This is a genomic window from uncultured Jannaschia sp. (assembly GCF_947503795.1).
GTDB lineage: Bacteria > Pseudomonadota > Alphaproteobacteria > Rhodobacterales > Rhodobacteraceae > Jannaschia.
The window spans coordinates 423,378-440,562 of record NZ_CANNEZ010000001.1 but is presented as its reverse complement, the minus strand read 5'-3'; the positions used below and the strand labels follow the sequence as shown (position 1 = coordinate 440,562).

At 69.2% G+C, this 17,185-nt stretch carries 20 protein-coding genes and 1 other RNA gene; 14 read left to right on the top strand and 7 right to left on the bottom strand.

Translation table 11 applies throughout. The annotated features are described in order from the left end of the window. Positions 1-3: 3 nt before the first annotated feature. Entirely contained in the window at positions 4-1,848 is a 1,845-nt protein-coding gene (locus Q0833_RS02320; protein ID WP_298429848.1) for an extracellular solute-binding protein, read from the bottom strand. Positions 1,849-2,024: 176 nt separating this feature from the next. Next, on the bottom strand, positions 2,025-2,549 hold the full coding sequence (locus Q0833_RS02315; RefSeq protein WP_298429846.1) for a cytochrome c family protein: 525 nt from the start codon (positions 2,547-2,549) through the stop codon (positions 2,025-2,027). A 108-nt stretch (positions 2,550-2,657) separates the two neighbouring features. On the opposite strand from Q0833_RS02315, the gene Q0833_RS02310 reads away from it, so the two are divergent. Together Q0833_RS02310 and Q0833_RS02305 are read left to right on the top strand one after the other, a co-directional pair. Beyond that, entirely contained in the window at positions 2,658-3,506 is an 849-nt protein-coding gene (locus Q0833_RS02310; protein ID WP_298429844.1) for a prephenate dehydratase, read from the top strand. Beyond that, complete coding sequence (locus Q0833_RS02305) at positions 3,503-4,165, top strand: glutathione S-transferase family protein (RefSeq protein WP_298429842.1); 663 nt, start codon at positions 3,503-3,505, stop codon at positions 4,163-4,165. Before Q0833_RS02310 ends, Q0833_RS02305 begins: the two co-directional genes overlap by 4 nt. On the opposite strand, the gene Q0833_RS02300 is transcribed toward Q0833_RS02305, so the two are convergent. Further along, positions 4,150-4,611, bottom strand: coding sequence for an SRPBCC family protein (locus Q0833_RS02300; protein WP_298429840.1), 462 nt, complete (start codon positions 4,609-4,611; stop codon positions 4,150-4,152). The genes Q0833_RS02305 and Q0833_RS02300 overlap by 16 nt on opposite strands. 95 nt (positions 4,612-4,706) lie before the next feature. After that, complete coding sequence (nudC, locus tag Q0833_RS02295) at positions 4,707-5,642, bottom strand: NAD(+) diphosphatase (protein WP_298429838.1); 936 nt, start codon at positions 5,640-5,642, stop codon at positions 4,707-4,709. 211 nt (positions 5,643-5,853) lie between these two features. Here nudC and Q0833_RS02290 point away from each other — a divergent pair, with 211 nt between their 5' ends. The 6 genes from Q0833_RS02290 (at position 5,854) to Q0833_RS02265 (ending at position 10,008) form a co-directional block, all read left to right on the top strand. Next, positions 5,854-6,858, top strand: coding sequence for an ABC transporter substrate-binding protein (locus Q0833_RS02290; RefSeq protein ID WP_298429836.1), 1,005 nt, complete (start codon positions 5,854-5,856; stop codon positions 6,856-6,858). Between the two features lie 125 nt (positions 6,859-6,983). Continuing rightward, positions 6,984-7,841 carry an ABC transporter ATP-binding protein gene (locus Q0833_RS02285; RefSeq protein WP_298429834.1) on the top strand — a complete coding sequence of 286 codons (858 nt, stop codon included), beginning with the start codon at positions 6,984-6,986 and terminating at the stop codon, positions 7,839-7,841. Further along, positions 7,841-8,605, top strand: coding sequence for an ABC transporter permease (locus Q0833_RS02280; protein ID WP_298434927.1), 765 nt, complete (start codon positions 7,841-7,843; stop codon positions 8,603-8,605). The genes Q0833_RS02285 and Q0833_RS02280 overlap by 1 nt, the downstream gene beginning before the upstream one ends. A 71-nt stretch (positions 8,606-8,676) precedes the next feature. Further along, positions 8,677-9,600: a hypothetical protein gene (locus Q0833_RS02275; protein ID WP_298429832.1), complete on the top strand. Its 924-nt coding sequence runs from the start codon at positions 8,677-8,679 to the stop codon at positions 9,598-9,600. 36 nt (positions 9,601-9,636) lie between these two features. Continuing rightward, positions 9,637-9,735: signal recognition particle sRNA small type (gene ffs / locus Q0833_RS02270), an RNA gene on the top strand. A 54-nt stretch (positions 9,736-9,789) separates the two neighbouring features. Next, positions 9,790-10,008 carry a hypothetical protein gene (locus Q0833_RS02265; RefSeq protein ID WP_298429830.1) on the top strand — a complete coding sequence of 73 codons (219 nt, stop codon included), beginning with the start codon at positions 9,790-9,792 and terminating at the stop codon, positions 10,006-10,008. Between the two features lie 7 nt (positions 10,009-10,015). Here the strand turns inward: Q0833_RS02265 and Q0833_RS02260 are convergent, their stop codons facing one another. Continuing rightward, positions 10,016-10,960, bottom strand: coding sequence for a DUF5996 family protein (locus tag Q0833_RS02260; protein WP_298429828.1), 945 nt, complete (start codon positions 10,958-10,960; stop codon positions 10,016-10,018). Positions 10,961-11,009: 49 nt separating this feature from the next. Then, positions 11,010-11,846, bottom strand: coding sequence for an alpha/beta fold hydrolase (locus tag Q0833_RS02255; protein ID WP_298429827.1), 837 nt, complete (start codon positions 11,844-11,846; stop codon positions 11,010-11,012). Between the two features lie 88 nt (positions 11,847-11,934). Here Q0833_RS02255 and Q0833_RS02250 point away from each other — a divergent pair, with 88 nt between their 5' ends. The 4 genes from Q0833_RS02250 to dps all read left to right on the top strand — a co-directional run bounded on the left by Q0833_RS02250 (position 11,935) and on the right by dps (position 15,396). After that, complete coding sequence (locus Q0833_RS02250) at positions 11,935-12,501, top strand: TetR/AcrR family transcriptional regulator (protein WP_298429825.1); 567 nt, start codon at positions 11,935-11,937, stop codon at positions 12,499-12,501. Between the two features lie 6 nt (positions 12,502-12,507). Further along, a complete protein-coding gene (locus Q0833_RS02245) occupies positions 12,508-12,900 on the top strand; it encodes a DUF202 domain-containing protein (protein ID WP_298429823.1) in 393 nt (130 codons plus the stop codon). A 43-nt stretch (positions 12,901-12,943) separates the two neighbouring features. After that, positions 12,944-14,665, top strand: coding sequence for a DNA polymerase III subunit gamma/tau (locus tag Q0833_RS02240; RefSeq protein ID WP_298429821.1), 1,722 nt, complete (start codon positions 12,944-12,946; stop codon positions 14,663-14,665). A 251-nt stretch (positions 14,666-14,916) separates the two neighbouring features. Further along, on the top strand, positions 14,917-15,396 hold the full coding sequence (gene dps, locus Q0833_RS02235; protein WP_298429819.1) for a DNA starvation/stationary phase protection protein Dps: 480 nt from the start codon (positions 14,917-14,919) through the stop codon (positions 15,394-15,396). A 57-nt stretch (positions 15,397-15,453) separates the two neighbouring features. Here dps and Q0833_RS02230 read toward each other — a convergent pair whose 3' ends face one another. After that, positions 15,454-16,062 carry a hypothetical protein gene (locus tag Q0833_RS02230; RefSeq protein ID WP_298429817.1) on the bottom strand — a complete coding sequence of 203 codons (609 nt, stop codon included), beginning with the start codon at positions 16,060-16,062 and terminating at the stop codon, positions 15,454-15,456. 157 nt (positions 16,063-16,219) lie between these two features. Here Q0833_RS02230 and Q0833_RS02225 point away from each other — a divergent pair, with 157 nt between their 5' ends. Continuing rightward, positions 16,220-16,564, top strand: coding sequence for a YbaB/EbfC family nucleoid-associated protein (locus Q0833_RS02225; protein WP_298429815.1), 345 nt, complete (start codon positions 16,220-16,222; stop codon positions 16,562-16,564). Positions 16,565-16,569: 5 nt separating this feature from the next. Continuing rightward, positions 16,570-17,166: a recombination mediator RecR gene (gene recR, locus Q0833_RS02220; RefSeq protein ID WP_298429813.1), complete on the top strand. Its 597-nt coding sequence runs from the start codon at positions 16,570-16,572 to the stop codon at positions 17,164-17,166. Positions 17,167-17,185 lie beyond the last annotated feature (19 nt).

Below are 17,185 nucleotides of genomic sequence, written 5' to 3'. Positions count from 1 at the left end.
AGGTTACAGCGCCCCGGAGGCCCGCAGGGCTTCGGCCTTCTCGGCCTCGTACCACCAGAAATCCAGAAGGCCGACCGCCAGCGGCGGCAGCGGATCGGGCCGCCCGTACTGGTTCCAGTAGGCCACCCAGATGTCCCGGTTCTCCCACTGCGCCAGCCAGAAGCCATGGGCGCGCAGCACCCGATCAAGCGCGCGCGTGCGGTCGCGCAGATCGTCGAGCGTGTCCGAGACGACGACCGACTCGATCAGGCTGTCGACCGCCGGATCGGCGAGACCCATGATATTGCGGCTGCTGTCCTCGCGCGTCTCGCTGCCGAACCATTGCACGAGGCCCGGCCCCGGCTCGTATCCCTGCCCCGGAATGATGTTCGACAGGTCCCAGTCGCGGTTGCGGCGCAGCTCGACATATTGCGACGTGTCCGTGCGGCGCAGGCTTGCGTCGATCCCGACAAGGCGCAGGTTCTGGATGAACGGGTTCATCACCCGGTCGAGATTGGCGTCGAACTGGATGATCGAAAGCGTCAGCGTCTCGCCCGCCTCGTTGCGCAGAAGGCCGTCATCGCCCACGGTCCAGCCGGCTTCGGCCAGAAGCCGCGTTGCCTCGCGGCGGGTGCGGCGGTCGGGCGCGTTGCCCGACGGATCGCTGACCGGCGGCATGACGGCGTCCTCGGTCAGGATCGCCTCGTCCAGCAGGCCCTCGGCGACCAGCGGCTCCAGCACGGCCAGCTCGCCCGGCGTGGGCGGGCCGTCGGCGGCCAGGTCGGAATTGCCCCAGACGGAATAGGGCCGCTCGTAGAGACCGTTGAACAGCGTCTCGTTCGACCATTCGAAGTTGAAGAGCATCCGCACCGCGTCGCGCACCCGTGGATCCTGCCACTTCTCGCGGCGCAGGTTGAAGGCCAGTCCGCGCGCCGCGTCGATGCCGCCGTCGGGGATCGTCTCGGCGATCACGTCACCCCGTTCGACCGCCGGGAAGTTGTAGTCGACCGCCCATTCGCGCGCCGATCCGGGCGTGCGCACGGTGTACTCGCCCGCCTTAAACGCTTCGAGCGCGGCGGTCTGATCGAGAAACGCCTCGATCCGGACGGCATCGAAATTGTGCCGCCCGACATTCGACGGCACGTCCGCGCCCCACCAGTCGGGATCCTTCCGGTAGACGACGTTGCGCCCCATATCGACCCGGTCGAGCACATATGGCCCGGTTCCGAGGAAGGGCCGGTCGGAGCTATCGTCAAGGCGCTGGCCGCTCTCCTCGAACCACGCCTTCGACCACGCGACCCAGGCACCGGATTGCGCCACGCGCGTCCGGAAGTCGGCATCGGGCCCGAACTCGTAGCGGACCTGGTAGGGGCCGGTCGCCTCGATCTTCGAGAAGAAGTTGCCGATCGCCTGCCGGAACTCCGGGATGCCCTGTTCGAGGAAGAGGTTCGCGGTGAACACCACGTCCTCGGCGGTCATCGGCGTGCCGTCCGAGAAGGTCACGTCCTCGCGCAAGTTGATGATTAGCCATTCGAGGTCGTCGGGATATTCGATTGTCGTGCAGAGATAGCAGTAGGTGCCGTAAGGATCGTCGGCGGCCGAAAACATGATCCGCTCGTAGACCAGATCGGCGGCGGTCGATTCCGCCACGCCCTTGCGCGCGTAGGGGTTGAAGCTGTCGAAGGTGGCCAGCGTCGCGAGGCTGATCTCGCCGCCCTTGGGCGCATCGGGATTGACGTAGGCCAGCACCTCGTCGGGGCCGTATTTGAGCTCGCCGAAATTCGTGTAGCCGTGGCTGACGGTGACATTCTCCTGGGCCGCGGCGGGGGCGGCGGCGAGAATGGCGATGGCGGCGGCACGTGCGAGCATGGACAGGCCCTCCCTAAAGGTTGGCGAACAGGTAAAGAGCGGGCGCGACCGGGCGCAAGGGGCGCGGCGACCCGTTCGATTCACCAGTGCGTGAGATAGGGCATTGGCGCCACGGGGAAAGGCGCGCGAAAAGGGCCGCCCCGATGGACAGCCCCGCTGCATGTCGGGGGCGGATCTCAGCCGCCGAAGGTCGCGAGATAGGCGATCAGGTTCGCCCGGTCCTCGACATCTTCCATGCCGCGGTAGGCCATCTTGGTGCCCGGCGCGTATTCACGCGGGTTCTCGAGGAAGGCCGAGATGTTCTCCGGCGTCCATTCGCCATCCTGTGACAGGAGCGCATCGGAATAGTCGTAGCCATCGACGGAATGCTTGGCCCGTCCAACGACACCGTGAAGATAGGGGCCGGTCGCATTCGCGCCGGCTTCGAGCTGGTGACAGGCCGAACATTGCCGCCAGAGACGCTCTCCCGCGTCAGCGGAGGCGTTGACGTAGACCTCTTCGAAGGGGGCCTCGGGGACGGCATCGTCCACGTCGGCCCCGGCATCCTCGCTCTCGACGATGATCGCATAGCCCGCAGCATGCTCTTCGCCGTGACCCGTGTCCGAATGATAAAGCCCCTCGGCGAACCACAAACCCAGCAGTGCGATCAGAAGTGACCCGCAAATCGCGCCGCCGGCCTTGGTGATCGTCATCGTATCCATATGCTGCACTCTCTCGCGTCTGGGCTCGCGGGTATGTATGTGAACTCGGGCCGGGGAAGCAAGTGGCGTCCCCGCGACCAAACGCACCAGCGCCGCGAGGGTTCAACGATGTCGACGATTGCCTTCCAGGGGGAGCTGGGCGCCTATTCGCACCAGGCCTGCCACGAGGCGCGGCCCGATCACGATCCCCTGCCCTGCCCGACCTTCGAGGACGCCATCGCCGCCGTCCGCGACGGCACGGCCGACCTGGCCATGCTGCCGGTCGAGAACTCGACCTACGGGCGCGTGGCCGACATCCATTCGCTGCTGCCCCATTCCGGCCTCCACATCATCGAGGAGGCCTTCGTGCGCGTGCATATCAACCTCCTCGCCGTGCCCGGCACGCGGCTCGAGGACGTGCGGGTCGCGCAATCCCACACCGTGCTTCTGGGCCAGTGCCGCCACTTCCTCGGGACCCATGGCATCCGCCCCCGGATCGGCGCGGACACCGCCGGGTCCGCCAAGCAGATCGCCGCGGCCGGTGATCCCGCCGAGGCCGCGCTCGCCTCCGAGATGGCGGGTCACATCTACGGGCTCGACGTGCTGGCAAGGCATATCGAGGACCACGACCGCAACACCACGCGCTTTCTCATCATGTCGCGCGATCCGACCCGCGCCGCGCCTAGCTCGGGGCCGATCAAGACGACCTTCGTCTTCCGCGTCCGCAACATCCCCGCCGCGCTCTACAAGGCGATGGGCGGCTTCGCGACCAACGGCGTCAACATGACCAAGCTCGAGAGCTACATGGTCGACGGCGTCTTCACCGCGACCCAGTTCTACGCCGATATCGAAGGGCATCCCGACGACCCGCCCGTCGCCCGCGCCCTCGAGGAACTGCGCTACTTCACCTCGGCGCTCGACATCCTCGGGGTCTATCCCGCCGATCCGGAGCATTTCGAAGGCGGCGGCGCGGCGTGACAGACGCGGTGGTCCTCTACGGCTACCGCTACAGCGTCTATACCCGCGTCGCCCGCCTCGCGCTCTGTGCCAAGGGCGTCGACCATGCCACGGCCGAGATCGACCCCTTCGCCGATCCGCCCGACCCCGCGCTGGGCCGGCTGCATCCGTTCGGGCGGGTGCCGATCCTCGTCCATGGCGACACCACGATCTACGAGACGGCGGCGATCACACGCTATGTCGATGCGGCCTTTCCCGGCCCGCCGATGGTGCCCGCCGACGCCCGCGCCGCGGCGCGGATGGCGCAGGTCATCTCGATCGTCGATGCCTACGCCTATCGCCCGATGGTGCGCGGCGTCTATTCCCATGCCGTCTTCCGCTCCGCGATGGGCGTGGCCGCCGACCCGGACGCCATCGCGGACGGGCTGGCCGCCGCCGGGCCGGTGCTCGACGCGCTGGACGCCGTGGCCGCCGAAGGGCTCGTGCTGGACGGCACGGCAATCACTCTGGCCGATTGCCATCTCGCGCCGATGGTCGCGGCCTTCGTGCAGGCCCCCGAGGGGGCTGACCGCGTGGCGCGCCGCCCCGCTTTGGCCGATTGGTGGACGGCGATCGCCGACTGGCCCGCGCTCGCGGCGACCGATCCCGGCCCGCCGCGCCCGTCTCAGCCCGCGCCGTAGCCCGTCTCGACTGCCTGCGCGAACTCGGCGACGCGGCCCTTGTAGCGCTTTGCCAGCGTCTGCCGCGCCAGCTTGGCCGATTGCAGCATCAGCCGCGCGGCCAGCGACCGCGCCTTGGCCTCCGTCGTCACGGTCAGCCGCGTGCGCATCGGCGACATCGCCTCGAGCGCGACGTCGATGCCCACGTCCATCCCGTCGGTCGCGGCACTCAGGTCCATGCGCTGCGGCCCGTCCAGCTGGTTGAGCGTGACGGTCACGTCGCGCTTCTTGCCCGCCACCTCCGCCCGCGCAGACCACGCGGTGCCCGGCCGAGGTTCGCCGTCGGGGCTGCGCGTCATGCGGCCGACACGGGGCGCGATCCGCGCCTCGAACCGGTCGAGATCGGACACCCGCGCCCAGACGTGCTCGATCGGGGCGGCGATGTCTTCGACGGCGACGAATTTCATGGCGACTCCGGGGTTCGTACGGGGGCTGGGCTGGCTGGGCCGATACTGCGAAGGGCGCGATCGGGTCAATCGCGGAGGTGGCGATCGACGCGCGATCAGTCCAGCCGGTCGGCCAGCCAGTTCCGCAACAGGAAATGCGCGATCGCCCCTTCGCGCGCGGGCGTGATCCGCGGATGGGTACCGGCGAAAACGTCCATCAGCTCCTCGCGCTCGAGCCAGATCGCCTCGGCGATCTCCTCGGGGTCGATCTCGATGGCATCGGACGTCGCTTCGCCATGGGCGCCCAGCATCAGCGAGCCGGGAAAGGGCCACGGCTGCGACGCGAGATAGCCGACCCGTCCGACATGCACCCCCGTCTCTTCCCAGACCTCGCGGCGGACAGCGGCCTCCATCGTCTCGCCCGGCTCCATGAACCCGGCGAGGCACGAGAAGAACCCCTCGGGCCAAGCGGGCGACCGGCCGAGCAGCACGCGGTTGCCCCGCGTCACCAGCATGATGACCACCGGATCGGTGCGCGGGAAATGCATCCGCCCGCAGCCCGCGCAGCCGCGCATCCATCCGGCCTTTCCCGACTGCGTGGCCGTGCCGCAATTGGAGCAGAACCCGTGCGTCCGATGCCATTCCAGCACGCCCTTGGCGGTCGCGCCGATCTCGGCCTCGATCGGGGTCAGCTGCGTCATGAGCTGGCGCAGCTCGGCGAATTCGGTGCTGTCCGGCAGGTCGGGATGGGTTTGCCGCGTCGGATCGCGGAAGGCGCCCGTCTCCTCGTCCACGCCGTCGACCGCCAGCCCCGACACGTCCCGCGCCATCAGGGCGTGCCCGTCGATCTTGCCGACCAGCACCGGATGCCCGTGATCCGTCATCGCGGGCCCGTCTATCACATGCAGCGCGTCGCCCCGCACCAAGGGCTTGCCGCGCCAGAGGAGGAGCGTGCGCACCGGCAGTTCGGCCAGAAGCTCGGGATGGCGGCGCAGGTCTTCGGCGCGGTCGAGCCCACCGCCGCCGAATGTAACCGTTTCGGCGATCTTCATGGCTCCTCCCGTCGCGATCCGCCCTGAATGGGCGATGCCGCCGGGCCGGGCAAGCCCCGACGCGTTGCCCGGAAATCAGGCGCCACTTCGGGGAATCGCTTGAAAACCGAGCAACGACGCGCGCAGGCTGAACGGCGACGGCCCCGCGGCTGGTCCCTGCCGGGCCGCCCGCGCACAACCGGGCGCCGATCCAACTGGGGAGTTGAAACCAATGTTCGCACGTCTGTCCGGCCTCGCCGCCGCCCTGACCCTCGCCGTCCCGGCCTGGGCCCAGACCGAGATGCCCTTCGCGCTCGACTGGAAATTCGAGGGCCCGTCCGCCGCCTATTTCGCCGCCATCGACAACGGCCATTTCGAAGCCGAGGGCCTGTCGGTCGAGGTCACCGCGGGCCAAGGCTCGCTCGACGCCATCCCGAAGGTCGCGACCGGCGCCTTCCCCGTGGGCTTCGCCGACATCAATTCGCTGATGCGCTTTCTCGACCAGAACCCAGGCGCGCCGGTCACCGCCGTGATGATGGTCTACGACAAGCCGCCCTTCGCCATCGTCGGCCGCAAGAGCCAGGGCATCACGGACGTCGCCTCGCTCAACGGCTCGACGCTGGGCGCGCCGCCGCCCGACGGCGCCTGGGCACAGTTTCCGATCTTCGCCGCCGCCAACGACCTCGACGTCGACAGCATCACCGTCGAGCCCGTGGGCTTCCCGACACGCGAGCCGATGCTGGCCGAGGGCGAGGTCGACAGCGTCACGGGCTTCAGCTTCTCGAGCTATCTGAACCTCGTCCGCCTCGGCGTGCCCGAGGACGACATCGTCACCATCCTGATGGCGGATCACGGCGTCGATCTCTACGGCAACGCGATTATCGTGAACACGGATTTCGCCGCCGAGAACCCGGATGCCGTGAAGGGCTTCCTGCGGGCCGTCGCCAAGGGCTGGGCCGACGTCATCGCCGATCCCGCGATGGGCGCGCAGGCCGTGATCGACCGCAACCCCGCGGGCGATGTGGATCTCGAACAGCGTCGCCTGCAACTGGCCATCGACGCCAATGTCGCCACGCCGTTTGCGATGGAGAACGGCATGGGCGGCATCGACGACGCCCGGATGGCCGCGGCGATCGAGCAGACGAAGCTGGTCTACGAATTCCAGAACGAGCCTGACGCGAGCCTCTATTTCGACGGGCAATACCTGCCCGACGCGGCGGATCGCATGCTCAAGTGACACGACGGGGCGCGCGCGCCGTCGCGCGCCCCTCGATCCCCGCGCCCGGCCCCGCCTTCGCCGGGCGCATGTCCCGTCCCCGGCCTGATCCGGGGTGGCCCCCCGATACCCGGACACCCCTGCCCATGTCGCTGCCCATCGCCCTCGAACACGTCACCCATGCCTATGCCACGGCGGCGGGACCGCTGCCGGTGCTGGACGACCTGTCGATGGAGATGCCCGAGGGCAGTTTCACCGCCGTCGTCGGCCCCTCGGGCTGCGGCAAGTCCACCCTGACCCGCCTCGTCGCGGGGCTGATGAAGCCCGACCAGGGCGCCGTGCGGCTGGGGGGCGAGCCGGTGACCGGGCCGCGCAGCACGGTCGGCATGGCCTTCCAGAACCCCGTCCTTCTGGAATGGCGCACGATCCTGCAGAACGTGATGCTGCCCCTGGAGATCGTCTCGACCGACATGTCGAAGATCCAGCAGCAGGACCGCGCCCGCGAACTCCTCGCGCTGGTCGGTCTGGAAGGGTTCGAGGACAAGAAGCCGTCGGAGCTTTCGGGCGGCATGCGTCAGCGCGCCTCGCTCTGCCGCTCGATTGTGCACCGCCCCGAGGTCCTGATCCTCGACGAGCCCTTCGGCGCGCTCGACGCCTTCACCCGCGAGGATCTCTGGCAGACGATGCACGATCTGCGGCGGCAGGAGCGGGTGACCTGCGTCCTGATCACCCATGACCTTCGGGAATCGGTGTTCCTTTCGGACCGCACCGTCGTCTTCAGCGCCCGGCCCGCCCGCGCCCAGCGCATCGTAGAGATCGACCTCGGGAATGACCGCTCGCTCGACGACCTCTACGCGCCGCGCGCCGTCGAGCTTCTGGCGACGCTCCGCCGCGAGATCCAGATCGCACAGGGCCGCGAGGTCGAAGCCCCCGATCCGCACTCCGCCCCCGACCGCGACGTCGCCGCCACGGCCCGCGACACCGCTACGGAGAGCCCGCGATGATCCGCACACTGCGCCAGATCGCCGTGCCCGCCGCCGCGATGCTGATCTTCCTTCTGCTCTGGGAGCTGCTCGTCTGGGCGAATGGCTGGCCTAACTTCGTGATGGCCTCGCCCTCGGACCTGCCCCCCGCCTATGCCCGCTACTGGGAGCTGTTCCTCGTCGGCGGCTGGCAGACGCTCTGGCGCACGATGCTGGGCCTCGCACTTGCCGTGATCTTCGGCGTCGTCCTCGGCATGATCATGGGATTCTCGCGCCTCGCCCGCGAGGCGCTCTATCCCCTTCTCGTCGGCTTCAACGCCGTCCCCAAGGCGACCGTGGTCCCGATCGTGGCACTTCTCTTCATCGGCCAGCACGACCTCAACACGGTGCTGATGGCCTTCATGATCTCGTTCTTTCCGATCGCCGTCTCGATCTCCATCGGCCTTTCGACGCTCGAGCCGGAATACCGTGACATCCTTCGGTCCCTCGGGGCATCCAACACCACGATCTTCTGGAAGATCGCGCTGCCGAAGACCCTGCCGGAGTTCTTCGGCGCGCTGAAGGTCTCGGTCACGCTGGCCTTCATCGGAACGAACCTGATGGAGATCGTGTCGCCCCATGGGAAGGGCCTCGGCGCGCTGTTCGATTCCGGGCGCACCAACGCGGACTACCCGTTGATGTTCGCGGTGCTGATCGCGCTCGCCTTCCTCGGCATCGCGCTCTTCTACGTGGTCGTGTTTCTCGAACGCATCTTCGCGGGCTGGGCGGAACGCGCGCCCGGCTGACCGCACGCCGAACTTTCGCCCGGTTTATCCGGCAGAGCGCTCCCGGAACGAACCAGAACGGGACGAATGGGATGCTGACACGGATTGGGGCGCTGGCGCTCCTTTCGATGGGTCTGGCGTTGATCGTGGGCGCGGGGTCGCAGGCCCTGCCCGAAGGCGCGCGTACCCAGGCCCGGGACGTCGCCGCCCAGGTGCGGACCGCCGCCAGCGACGTCGCCGTCCGCGCCCGCGGCGTCGTGGGTCTCGCAAGCCTGGCGCGAGTGATGCCGGAGGTGCCGTTGCGCGCCGTCGCCGCACCGGGCCATGCGCGCCTGACCGAGCGGTCGACCACCGACCTCACGGATTGCAGCGCGTCCATCGAATACACCCCCGAACCTGATCAGGGCAGCCGCCACCTGGTCGCTGACGCGGGCCTCCACTGGTGGGGCTGGGCGCCCGAGGGCGACGCGCCCCGGCCGACGATCCTCCTCCTCCATGGGGCGGGCCGCACGGGCGAGAGCATGGTCGACATGTGGCGCGAGACGGCGGAGGCGAAAGGTCTCGTTCTCGTCGCGCCGAATCTCGATGCCATCGACGGCTGGGATGCCGGCATACCCGACCCGCGCGCGTTGCTCGTCGCCCTCGACGCGGCGGCCGAGATCTATCCCGTCGACCGGACCCGCGTCGTTCTTTTCGGCCACTCGCGGGGCGGCATGGCCGCGCAGACCATCGCCAACCGCTACGACGGCCCGTGGCGCGCCGTGGCCGTCCATGCCGGGACCGTGCCGCCGGACTACCTCGTGCCCGCCGGCGCGGGCGTCCCGATCCGCCACTACCTTGGCTCGGTGGACCGGACCTTCCCGTTCGGCCTGGCGCAGGACAGCGCCCGCCGCGCCGCCGAGATGGGCCATCCGTTCGACCTGATCCGCCTCGAAGGCCACTCGCACTGGTTCTACGGAACCGGCGAGGCAATCGCGGCCGATGCCTGGACGTGGCTCGCGGCGCGGCTCGACTGACTTGCATCAGCCCTGCTCTGGCCTTATCTCGAGCCCCGAGAGGTTGGCGCGGGCAGGTGCCTCGCCAACCTGGTCAGGTCCGGAAGGAAGCAGCCACAACGAGTCCCACTTGGGTCGTCGTCCAGCCTCTCACCCTCGCCGCGCCAGCGCATGATCATTTAGCTTTCAGGTTTCAGGACCGCTCCGCCCATGGCCGAAAAGACCATCGTGTTCGTCACAAAGGCGAACGAGAACGCCCCAGCCTTCGCCATCCGCAGCGACACCGACGAACAGGTCTTTATCCCACACGCCGCCGCCGAAGCCGCGCAGCTCCAGGTCGGGGACGAGCTGGTCTGCGTGCTCAAGGCCAATGACCAGCCCGACAAGGCGCCGTGGTTCTCGGTCGCGTTCCGCCGCATCGACGACTGACGCCGGATCAGACCGGACGCGGCCGCCCCACCTCACCCTCGGCACACTCCAGCGCCGCACGGTCCCAGCCGCCCGTGTCGGCCGCCGCGTCATAGGTCGAGCGCAGGAATGCCAGCAGCGTCTCGGCCGGATCGTCGGCCGCCCGTACCGCCGCGTAGGGCAGCAGGAACTCGCCCAGGTCGGCGTCCCAATGTGCCGCCTCCGGGTCCACCCCGCGATCCGCGAAGCCCTCGGGGCCGGGATAGGCGTAGCTGTAGAACATCGCCACGCCCGCCCCTGCACCCGGCCAGAACCCCGCCGACGACACTTCGTGGCTATAGGCCTCGCGCGTCACGGCGTCGGGCAACGCGGGGATGCCGCCCGGATGCGGCGGCGCGCCCCGCCCCGAAAAGCGCGTCACGGCCAGGTCGAACGATCCCCAGAAGAGATGCACCGGGCTGACCTTGCCCAGAAACCCCGTCCGGAACCGCTCGAAGACCGGCACGATCCGGAGAAGCGCCTCGTGAAAGCGGCGCACGGCATCCGCGTCATAGGGCCGCTCGGTCCGGTCCTCGGCGAAGGGCACCGGGTCGGGCAGCTCGTTGGGCGCGCCGTGGATGTCGAAGCGCCCGCCCACGGCCTCGACCGCGCGCCGCAGCCGGTCGTGGAACGCCGCGACCGACATCGGCGCCAGCACGAACCCGTCCCGCTTGCCCGAAGCCGCCTCGGCCAGCAAACGGTGATCGTGCAGGTCGAGCGTCAGCGTGAGACAATCACCACCCGCCGCGTGGATTGGCCCCGTCGTCAGCCCGCGCGGTGTGACGTAAAGCGTCGCGTGCCACGAATGGTTCACCCAGCGCGTCTGCGACAGGCGGACCTTGCCCAGCATCTGGCACCAGAGATGCAGCGCCGTGCAGGTCTCGGCCCAGGGCGCATAGGGAATGTCGGGCCAATTCCGGTTCGGGTCGGTCATCGGATCACCTCCGGGTCGCACGCTGCGCCGAGACGTCCCGATCGGCAAGTCAGTCCGCCGGACCCATCACGCTGTCCCAGGCCGGGCGGCCCCGGGGCCCTAGGATGTCGAGATGCCCGATCCGCTCCAACCCCACGGCGCCCGGTACAATCGTGACCTGACGCTTCCGCGCCTGCGGATAGGCCCGCATCAGCCGCCAAACGGCCTGCGGCGGACAGAGATCGTCATCCGCCACCGCGACCATCCGCACCCCGCAGGTCAGCGCGTGCGGGTTCGGGCGTCCGAGTGTCGCGTCCGCCGCGTGAAACCCGCGTGAGGTGCACCAGATACGCCATTGCGCGTAGACCTCCGCCGGAAGGTCATGCCCGACCCGCATCGCGCGCGCGGGCAGGTAGCCCAGCCGCCGCGCCAATGGCGGCAGCACCGGAGACCAGAACGCCCGCGCCAGGGCTTGGTAGGGCCAGGGATGATCCGAGACATGGACGGCGCCCGATGCCACGGTGAAGACGCGTTCGATCCCGTCCAGCCCGGTCTGGAACGGCAGCATCATGCCGCCCAGCGAATGCCCGATCACCCAAAGCGGCGCGTCCGGCAGGGCGGCCCGCAAGCAGTCCCGCGCGGCCTGCTGGTCGCGCACACCCCAGTCGGTCATCGTCGCGTCGCTGCCGCGGGCCGAGCTGGACGCGCCGAAATCGCGGTAGTCGTAGGTCAAGCACGCGAGACCGCGTGTCGCCGCCAGCCAATCCGCGAATTCGGCGTAGAACCTTGCCGGAACACCAGTCGCCCCGTGCAGCACCGCCACCGCGCGCGGCGTCGTATCCGGGCGCGCCAGCCGCCCGGCCAGCCAGCGGTCCCCCGAGGGGATCGATTTCGTCTCCACTGACATGGGCGCCTCCTTGGACCAAATGGTCTAGACCGTTTGGTCCAATCTGCACGGCTGGACCAATCGGTCAAGTCATGTCAGTCACCGGGCCATGACGACGCAGCCGCCCGACACCCGCACGCGCCTGATCGACGCGGCCATCACGCTCTTTCAGGAGCGCGGCTATCACGGCACGTCGGTCGCCGATCTCCTGACGCGGGCGGGTGCGCCCAAGGGCTCGCTCTACCACCACTTTCCCGAAGGAAAGGCCGACCTGGCGCGCGCCGCCACCGATGCCACGTCGGACCTCCTTCTCGACATCGTGGCGCGGGCCTACGACCCGGCCGAGGATTTCGACGCCGGCACCCAGCGCCTCGCCGAGAAATTCGCCCGCCTCTTCGAGCGCCATCCCCATTGGCGCACATGCCCCGTCCAGACACTTCTGCTCGACGGGCCGAGTGCCGAGGGCCGGGCCGCCGGGCTCGCGCATCTCGAACGCTGGATCGACGCCACCGCCCGCCATGCCGCGCGTCTCGGTCATCCCGCGCCCGCCGAGGCCGCGCGGCGCCTCTGGTCGATGCTGATCGGGGTCTGGACGCTCGCCCGGGCCGAGGACGACCCCGCCCCCCTCCGCGCCCTGCCGGCCCTCCTCGGAACCGCGCCCGCCACGGGGGGTTGAGGCGACATGGCCGATACCCATCCCGACAAGTCCGACGCCGACACCAAGACGCAATGGGCCGAGGACCGCACCGATTGGGCCGAGGATCGCACCGTTCTCGCCAACGAGCGGACCTTCGCGGGCTGGATGCGCACCGGAATGGCCGCCATCGCCATCGCCGTCGGCCTCAAGGCCGTGTTCAACGAGGCCGAGCCGACCTGGCTCCCGAAGGGCGTGGCCACCGTCTTCATCGGCGCCGCGCTCATCATCTTCTACGCCGCCTGGCGCAACTCGTGCAAAGGCCAGCGCCGCCTCGACACCCATGACACCGAGGAACAATCGACCGGCACCTTCGGCCTCCTGGCCGCGATCTTCTCGGCCGGCGCGGTCCTTGTCGGCGGCATCCTCTGGACGCTCTGACCACGCGGGCGCTACACAGGCCCCCTGACCGAGAGGGGCCGCGATGAGCGACGAGACCAAACCCGAATACCAGGTGCTCGCCCGCAAGTACCGCCCCGCGACCTTCGCCGACCTGATCGGCCAGGACGCAATGGTCCGCACCCTCCGCAACGCTTTCGCCGCCGACCGCATCGCGCAGGCCTTCATCCTCACGGGCATCCGCGGCACCGGAAAGACGACGACGGCACGCATCGTGGCCAAGGGCCTCAACTGCGTCGGCCCCGACGGCACGGGCGGGCCGACGACCGACCCTTGCGGCGTCTGCGAGCCCTGCGTGGCCATCGCCGAGGGCCGCCATGTCGACGTGCTCGAAATGGACGCCGCATCGAATACCGGCGTCGGCGACATGCGCGAGATCATCGACAGCGTGCACTACCGGGCCGCCTCGGCGCGCTACAAGATCTACATCATCGACGAAGTGCACATGCTCTCGAACAGCGCGTTCAACGCGCTCCTGAAGACGCTCGAGGAACCGCCTGCGCATGTGAAGTTCATCTTCGCCACCACCGAGATCCGCAAGGTCCCGGTCACCGTGCTCAGCCGCTGCCAGCGCTTCGACCTGCGCCGGATCGAACCCGAGGTGATGATCGCCCACCTTCGCGGCGTGGCCACGAAGGAAGAGGCCGAGATCGCGGGCGACGCCCTCGCCCTGATCGCGCGCGCCGCCGAGGGCTCGGTCCGCGACGCGATGTCCCTGCTCGACCAGGCCATCAGTCATGGCGCGGGCGAAACCACCGCCGACGAGGTCCGCGCCATGCTGGGGCTGGCCGACCGGGGGCGGGTCCTCGACCTCTTCGACCTCATCATGAAGGGGGAGGCTGCGGCTGCCCTGACCGAGCTCTCGGCGCAATATTCTCACGGCGCCGACCCGATGGCGATCCTGCGCGACCTGGCCGAGATCACGCATTGGGTCTCGGTCATTCAGATCACGCCCGACGCCGCCGAGGACCCGACGGTCAGCCCCGATGAACGCGCCCGGGGCCAAGCCTTCGCAACCGGCCTGCCGATGCGCGCGCTGACGCGGACATGGCAGATGCTCCTGAAGGCGCTCGAGGAGGTGGCCGCCGCCCCCAACGCGATGATGGCCGCCGAGATGGCTGTGATCCGACTGACCCATGTGGCCGACCTCCCCTCCCCGGACGAGCTGGTCCGCAAGCTCCGCGACGCACCGCCCGCCGGCGCCGCGCCGTCGGCCCCGCGCCCCGCGCCCGAACCCGGCGGTGCGCCCGTGGCCCGCGTGGCACGCGGCGGCGCCCAGCCCGCGCCGCAGGCCGGAGCCGAAGAGGCCCTCGCCCGGTTCGGCACCTTCCCCGAGGTGGTCGAACTGATCCGTGCCAATCGCGACGTTGCACTGCTGGTCGAGGTCGAGACGGGCGTCCGTCTCGTCAGCTACCGGCCCGGCCGCATCGAGTTCGAACCTGCGCCCGGTGCCGCCGCCGACCTCGCCGCGCGCCTCGGCGGCCGGCTGCAAGGCTGGACCGGCGCGCGCTGGGGCGTTTCGGTCGTGGCCGATGGCGGCGATCCCACCATCGCCGAGACACGCGACGGCGAAGCAAAGCGGATTGAGGCCGAAGCGCTGGCCCACCCGACGACGCAGGCCATCTTCGACGCCTTCCCCGGCGCCGAGCTGGTCGAGGTCCGCTCCCGCGCCGCGATCGCCGAAGCCGCCGCCGAAGAGGCGTTGGGCGAGGTCGAGGACGAATGGGACCCCTTCGACGAGGACTGACCGCGCTTCGTCCCGCAGGCACGTCCCCTCGATCCTCTGGCCCGAAACACCTCGGGGGGCCCGAAGGGCGGGGGCAGCGCCCCCTCCGCACCCGCGACCGACGACGGCCCGGCCGCACTACACAGCCCGTCCCACCGGGGGTCCGGGGGGCGTCCCCCGGCCCCGCCCTCCGTTTCCCGCGCCTCTGCCTGAAACCGAATCGTCCCCTTCCGTGTTGGCCCGTCGCAACCGCAGCGCCAAGGAGAGCCCCCATGCCCGACAGTTTCGTCACCGGTATCGACCAACAGACCCAGGAACAGATGTGCGAGGAGCTCAACGCCCGCCTCGCCCAGGGCATCGACCTTCGCCTCGCCGTCAAGCAGGCCCATTGGAACCTGCGCGGTCGCGGCTTCATCGGCGTCCACGAGCTCCTGGACGAAGTCTCCGCCCGTCTCGGCGAAGGCACCGACATGATGGCCGAGCGCGTCGCGCTGATGGGCGGATTCGCGCGCGGCACCACGCAGGTCGTGGCCGAAAAATCGGGGCTCGATCCCTATCCGGTCGAGCTCACGGATATCGAGGAGCACGTCGCCGAGCTGGTGAAGCGCTTCAAGACCTACGGCAAAGCCGTCCGCAAGAGCATGGACGCCGCAGACGAGGCCGGTGACGAGGACACCGCCGACCTGCTGACCGAGGTCAGCCGCATGGTCGAGAAGGATACCTGGTTCATCGGCGCCAACGCCGCCAGCTGATCCGCGCTACCCATCAGGTCCGCGCCCGCCCCGTGACCGCGGGGCGGGCGCTTCGTGTCAGAGGTCGGGCCAGGCATCGGGGGGGATTGACCCGAGAACCTCCAACATACCATCCGCAGGCGACAGGACATATGCGACGCCCTGCGGCTCGGGATAGATACCGGTGACCGCTTCGAACGGGTCGTCATGGCCGACGATCACCCGGTTCGCTCCGGCCTCGGGCGCGATCAGTAGCGGCATGACGCGGGCCCGCATCTCGGCCACCTGCGCCTCGGAATAGTCCTCGGACGGCAGGAAGTTCAGCGCCTCGACCTCCTCGCGGCGACCGAAGGCCAGATCCGCCGTCTGCCACGCCCGGCAATATTCGCTCGACAGGACCTCGCCGACCGGGATGCCCAGCCGCTCGAACCCTTCGCCAATGCCCCGCGCATCGGCCCAGCCCGACCGGCTGAGGACGCGCTGCGTCGCGCAATCACCCGGATCGGCCGTGACTTGGTCGGCGTAGTCGCTCTCGGTGGCGGCGTGGCGGATATAGACGACATAGCCGCCCTCCTGCAGCCGCTCGACCAGTGCCTCCGGCGTCACCGGCTGAGCCTGCGCGGCGGCGGGAAGCGTCAGCGCAGTGATGATGATCCGCACGAGCGGGTGGCGTTTGCGATCGGGCATGGCGACATCCTCTGACTGGCTCCCTGCCCTATCCGTCCCTAACCTGACAAAAAGAGTCAACATATTTCCGACGAGTTTTATCGGATAAGCGGCCCGTTGCACCGCGGGCCCGTCGTCGCTACCTCAGAGGGGACGCGATCCAAGGAGGAACGACACGATGTTCAAGGGACTGGGCGGCCTCGGCGATATGGCCGGGATGATGAAGAAGGCCCAGGAGATGCAGGCCAAGATGGGCGAGATGCAGGACGGGCTTGCCGACATTCAGGTCACCGGCGAAAGCGGTGCGGGCCTCGTCAAGGCGACCGCGACCGCCAAGGGGGATCTGGTGGCGCTCGATATCGATCCCTCGATCTTCCAGCCGGACGAAAAGGAGATGGTCGAGGACCTGATCCTTGCCGCCATCAAGGACGCCCAGGCCCGCGCCGCCGAGAAATCGCGCGAGGAGATGGGCAAGATGGCCGAAGGGCTCGGACTGCCGCCGGGCATGAAGCTGCCGTTCTGACGCCGATGGACGGGCATCGCGACATCGACGCCCTGATCGACATGATGGCGCGTCTGCCGGGGCTCGGGCCGCGCTCGGCGCGCCGCGCCGTCCTTCATCTTCTCAAGAAGCGCGACGCGCAGCTCCTGCCGCTCGCGCGGGCGCTGGACGAGGTCGGGCGCAGCGTGCGCACCTGCCTCAATTGCGGCAACCTCTCGACCGGCGACATCTGCGCCATCTGCGCTTCCGAAAAGCGCGCAAACGGGCAGGTCTGCGTCGTCGAGGACGTCGCCGATCTCTGGGCGATGGAGCGCGCGCAGGTCTTCGGCGGGCGCTACCACGTGCTCGGCGGCACGCTTTCGCCGTTGGACGACATCGGCCCCGAGGATCTGCACATCCCCAAGCTGCGCGACCGCGTCACCGCCGAGGGGCTGACCGAGATCATCCTCGCGCTCAACGCCACGGTCGAGGGGCAGACCACCGCACATTATGTCGCCCACGAACTCGGCGGCCTCGACGTCGTCGTCAGCGGCTTGGCGCAAGGGGTTCCGGTCGGCGGTGAGCTGGATTATCTGGATGGCGGGACGCTGAAGGCGGCCCTCTCGTCGCGCACGGCCTTCTGAGGCCATGCTGTCGCCCCAT

Bases quoted from the DNA above. Each gene is read 5' to 3' on its own strand.
- Q0833_RS02225 (WP_298429815.1), top strand. From the start codon at position 16,220: ATGTTCAAGGGACTGGGCGGCCTCGGCGATATGGCCGGGATGATGAAG.
- Q0833_RS02250 (WP_298429825.1), top strand. From the start codon at position 11,935: ATGACGACGCAGCCGCCCGACACCCGCACGCGCCTGATCGACGCGGCC.
- Q0833_RS02260 (WP_298429828.1), bottom strand. From the start codon at position 10,960: ATGACCGACCCGAACCGGAATTGGCCCGACATTCCCTATGCGCCCTGG.
- Q0833_RS02285 (WP_298429834.1), top strand. From the start codon at position 6,984: ATGTCGCTGCCCATCGCCCTCGAACACGTCACCCATGCCTATGCCACG.
- Q0833_RS02255 (WP_298429827.1), bottom strand. From the start codon at position 11,846: ATGTCAGTGGAGACGAAATCGATCCCCTCGGGGGACCGCTGGCTGGCC.
- dps (WP_298429819.1), top strand. From the start codon at position 14,917: ATGCCCGACAGTTTCGTCACCGGTATCGACCAACAGACCCAGGAACAG.
- Q0833_RS02315 (WP_298429846.1), bottom strand. From the start codon at position 2,549: ATGGATACGATGACGATCACCAAGGCCGGCGGCGCGATTTGCGGGTCA.
- Q0833_RS02275 (WP_298429832.1), top strand. From the start codon at position 8,677: ATGCTGACACGGATTGGGGCGCTGGCGCTCCTTTCGATGGGTCTGGCG.
- Q0833_RS02265 (WP_298429830.1), top strand. From the start codon at position 9,790: ATGGCCGAAAAGACCATCGTGTTCGTCACAAAGGCGAACGAGAACGCC.
- Q0833_RS02300 (WP_298429840.1), bottom strand. From the start codon at position 4,611: ATGAAATTCGTCGCCGTCGAAGACATCGCCGCCCCGATCGAGCACGTC.
- Q0833_RS02290 (WP_298429836.1), top strand. From the start codon at position 5,854: ATGTTCGCACGTCTGTCCGGCCTCGCCGCCGCCCTGACCCTCGCCGTC.
- Q0833_RS02230 (WP_298429817.1), bottom strand. From the start codon at position 16,062: ATGCCCGATCGCAAACGCCACCCGCTCGTGCGGATCATCATCACTGCG.
- Q0833_RS02245 (WP_298429823.1), top strand. From the start codon at position 12,508: ATGGCCGATACCCATCCCGACAAGTCCGACGCCGACACCAAGACGCAA.
- Q0833_RS02240 (WP_298429821.1), top strand. From the start codon at position 12,944: ATGAGCGACGAGACCAAACCCGAATACCAGGTGCTCGCCCGCAAGTAC.
- Q0833_RS02320 (WP_298429848.1), bottom strand. From the start codon at position 1,848: ATGCTCGCACGTGCCGCCGCCATCGCCATTCTCGCCGCCGCCCCCGCC.
- Q0833_RS02310 (WP_298429844.1), top strand. From the start codon at position 2,658: ATGTCGACGATTGCCTTCCAGGGGGAGCTGGGCGCCTATTCGCACCAG.
- recR (WP_298429813.1), top strand. From the start codon at position 16,570: ATGGACGGGCATCGCGACATCGACGCCCTGATCGACATGATGGCGCGT.
- nudC (WP_298429838.1), bottom strand. From the start codon at position 5,642: ATGAAGATCGCCGAAACGGTTACATTCGGCGGCGGTGGGCTCGACCGC.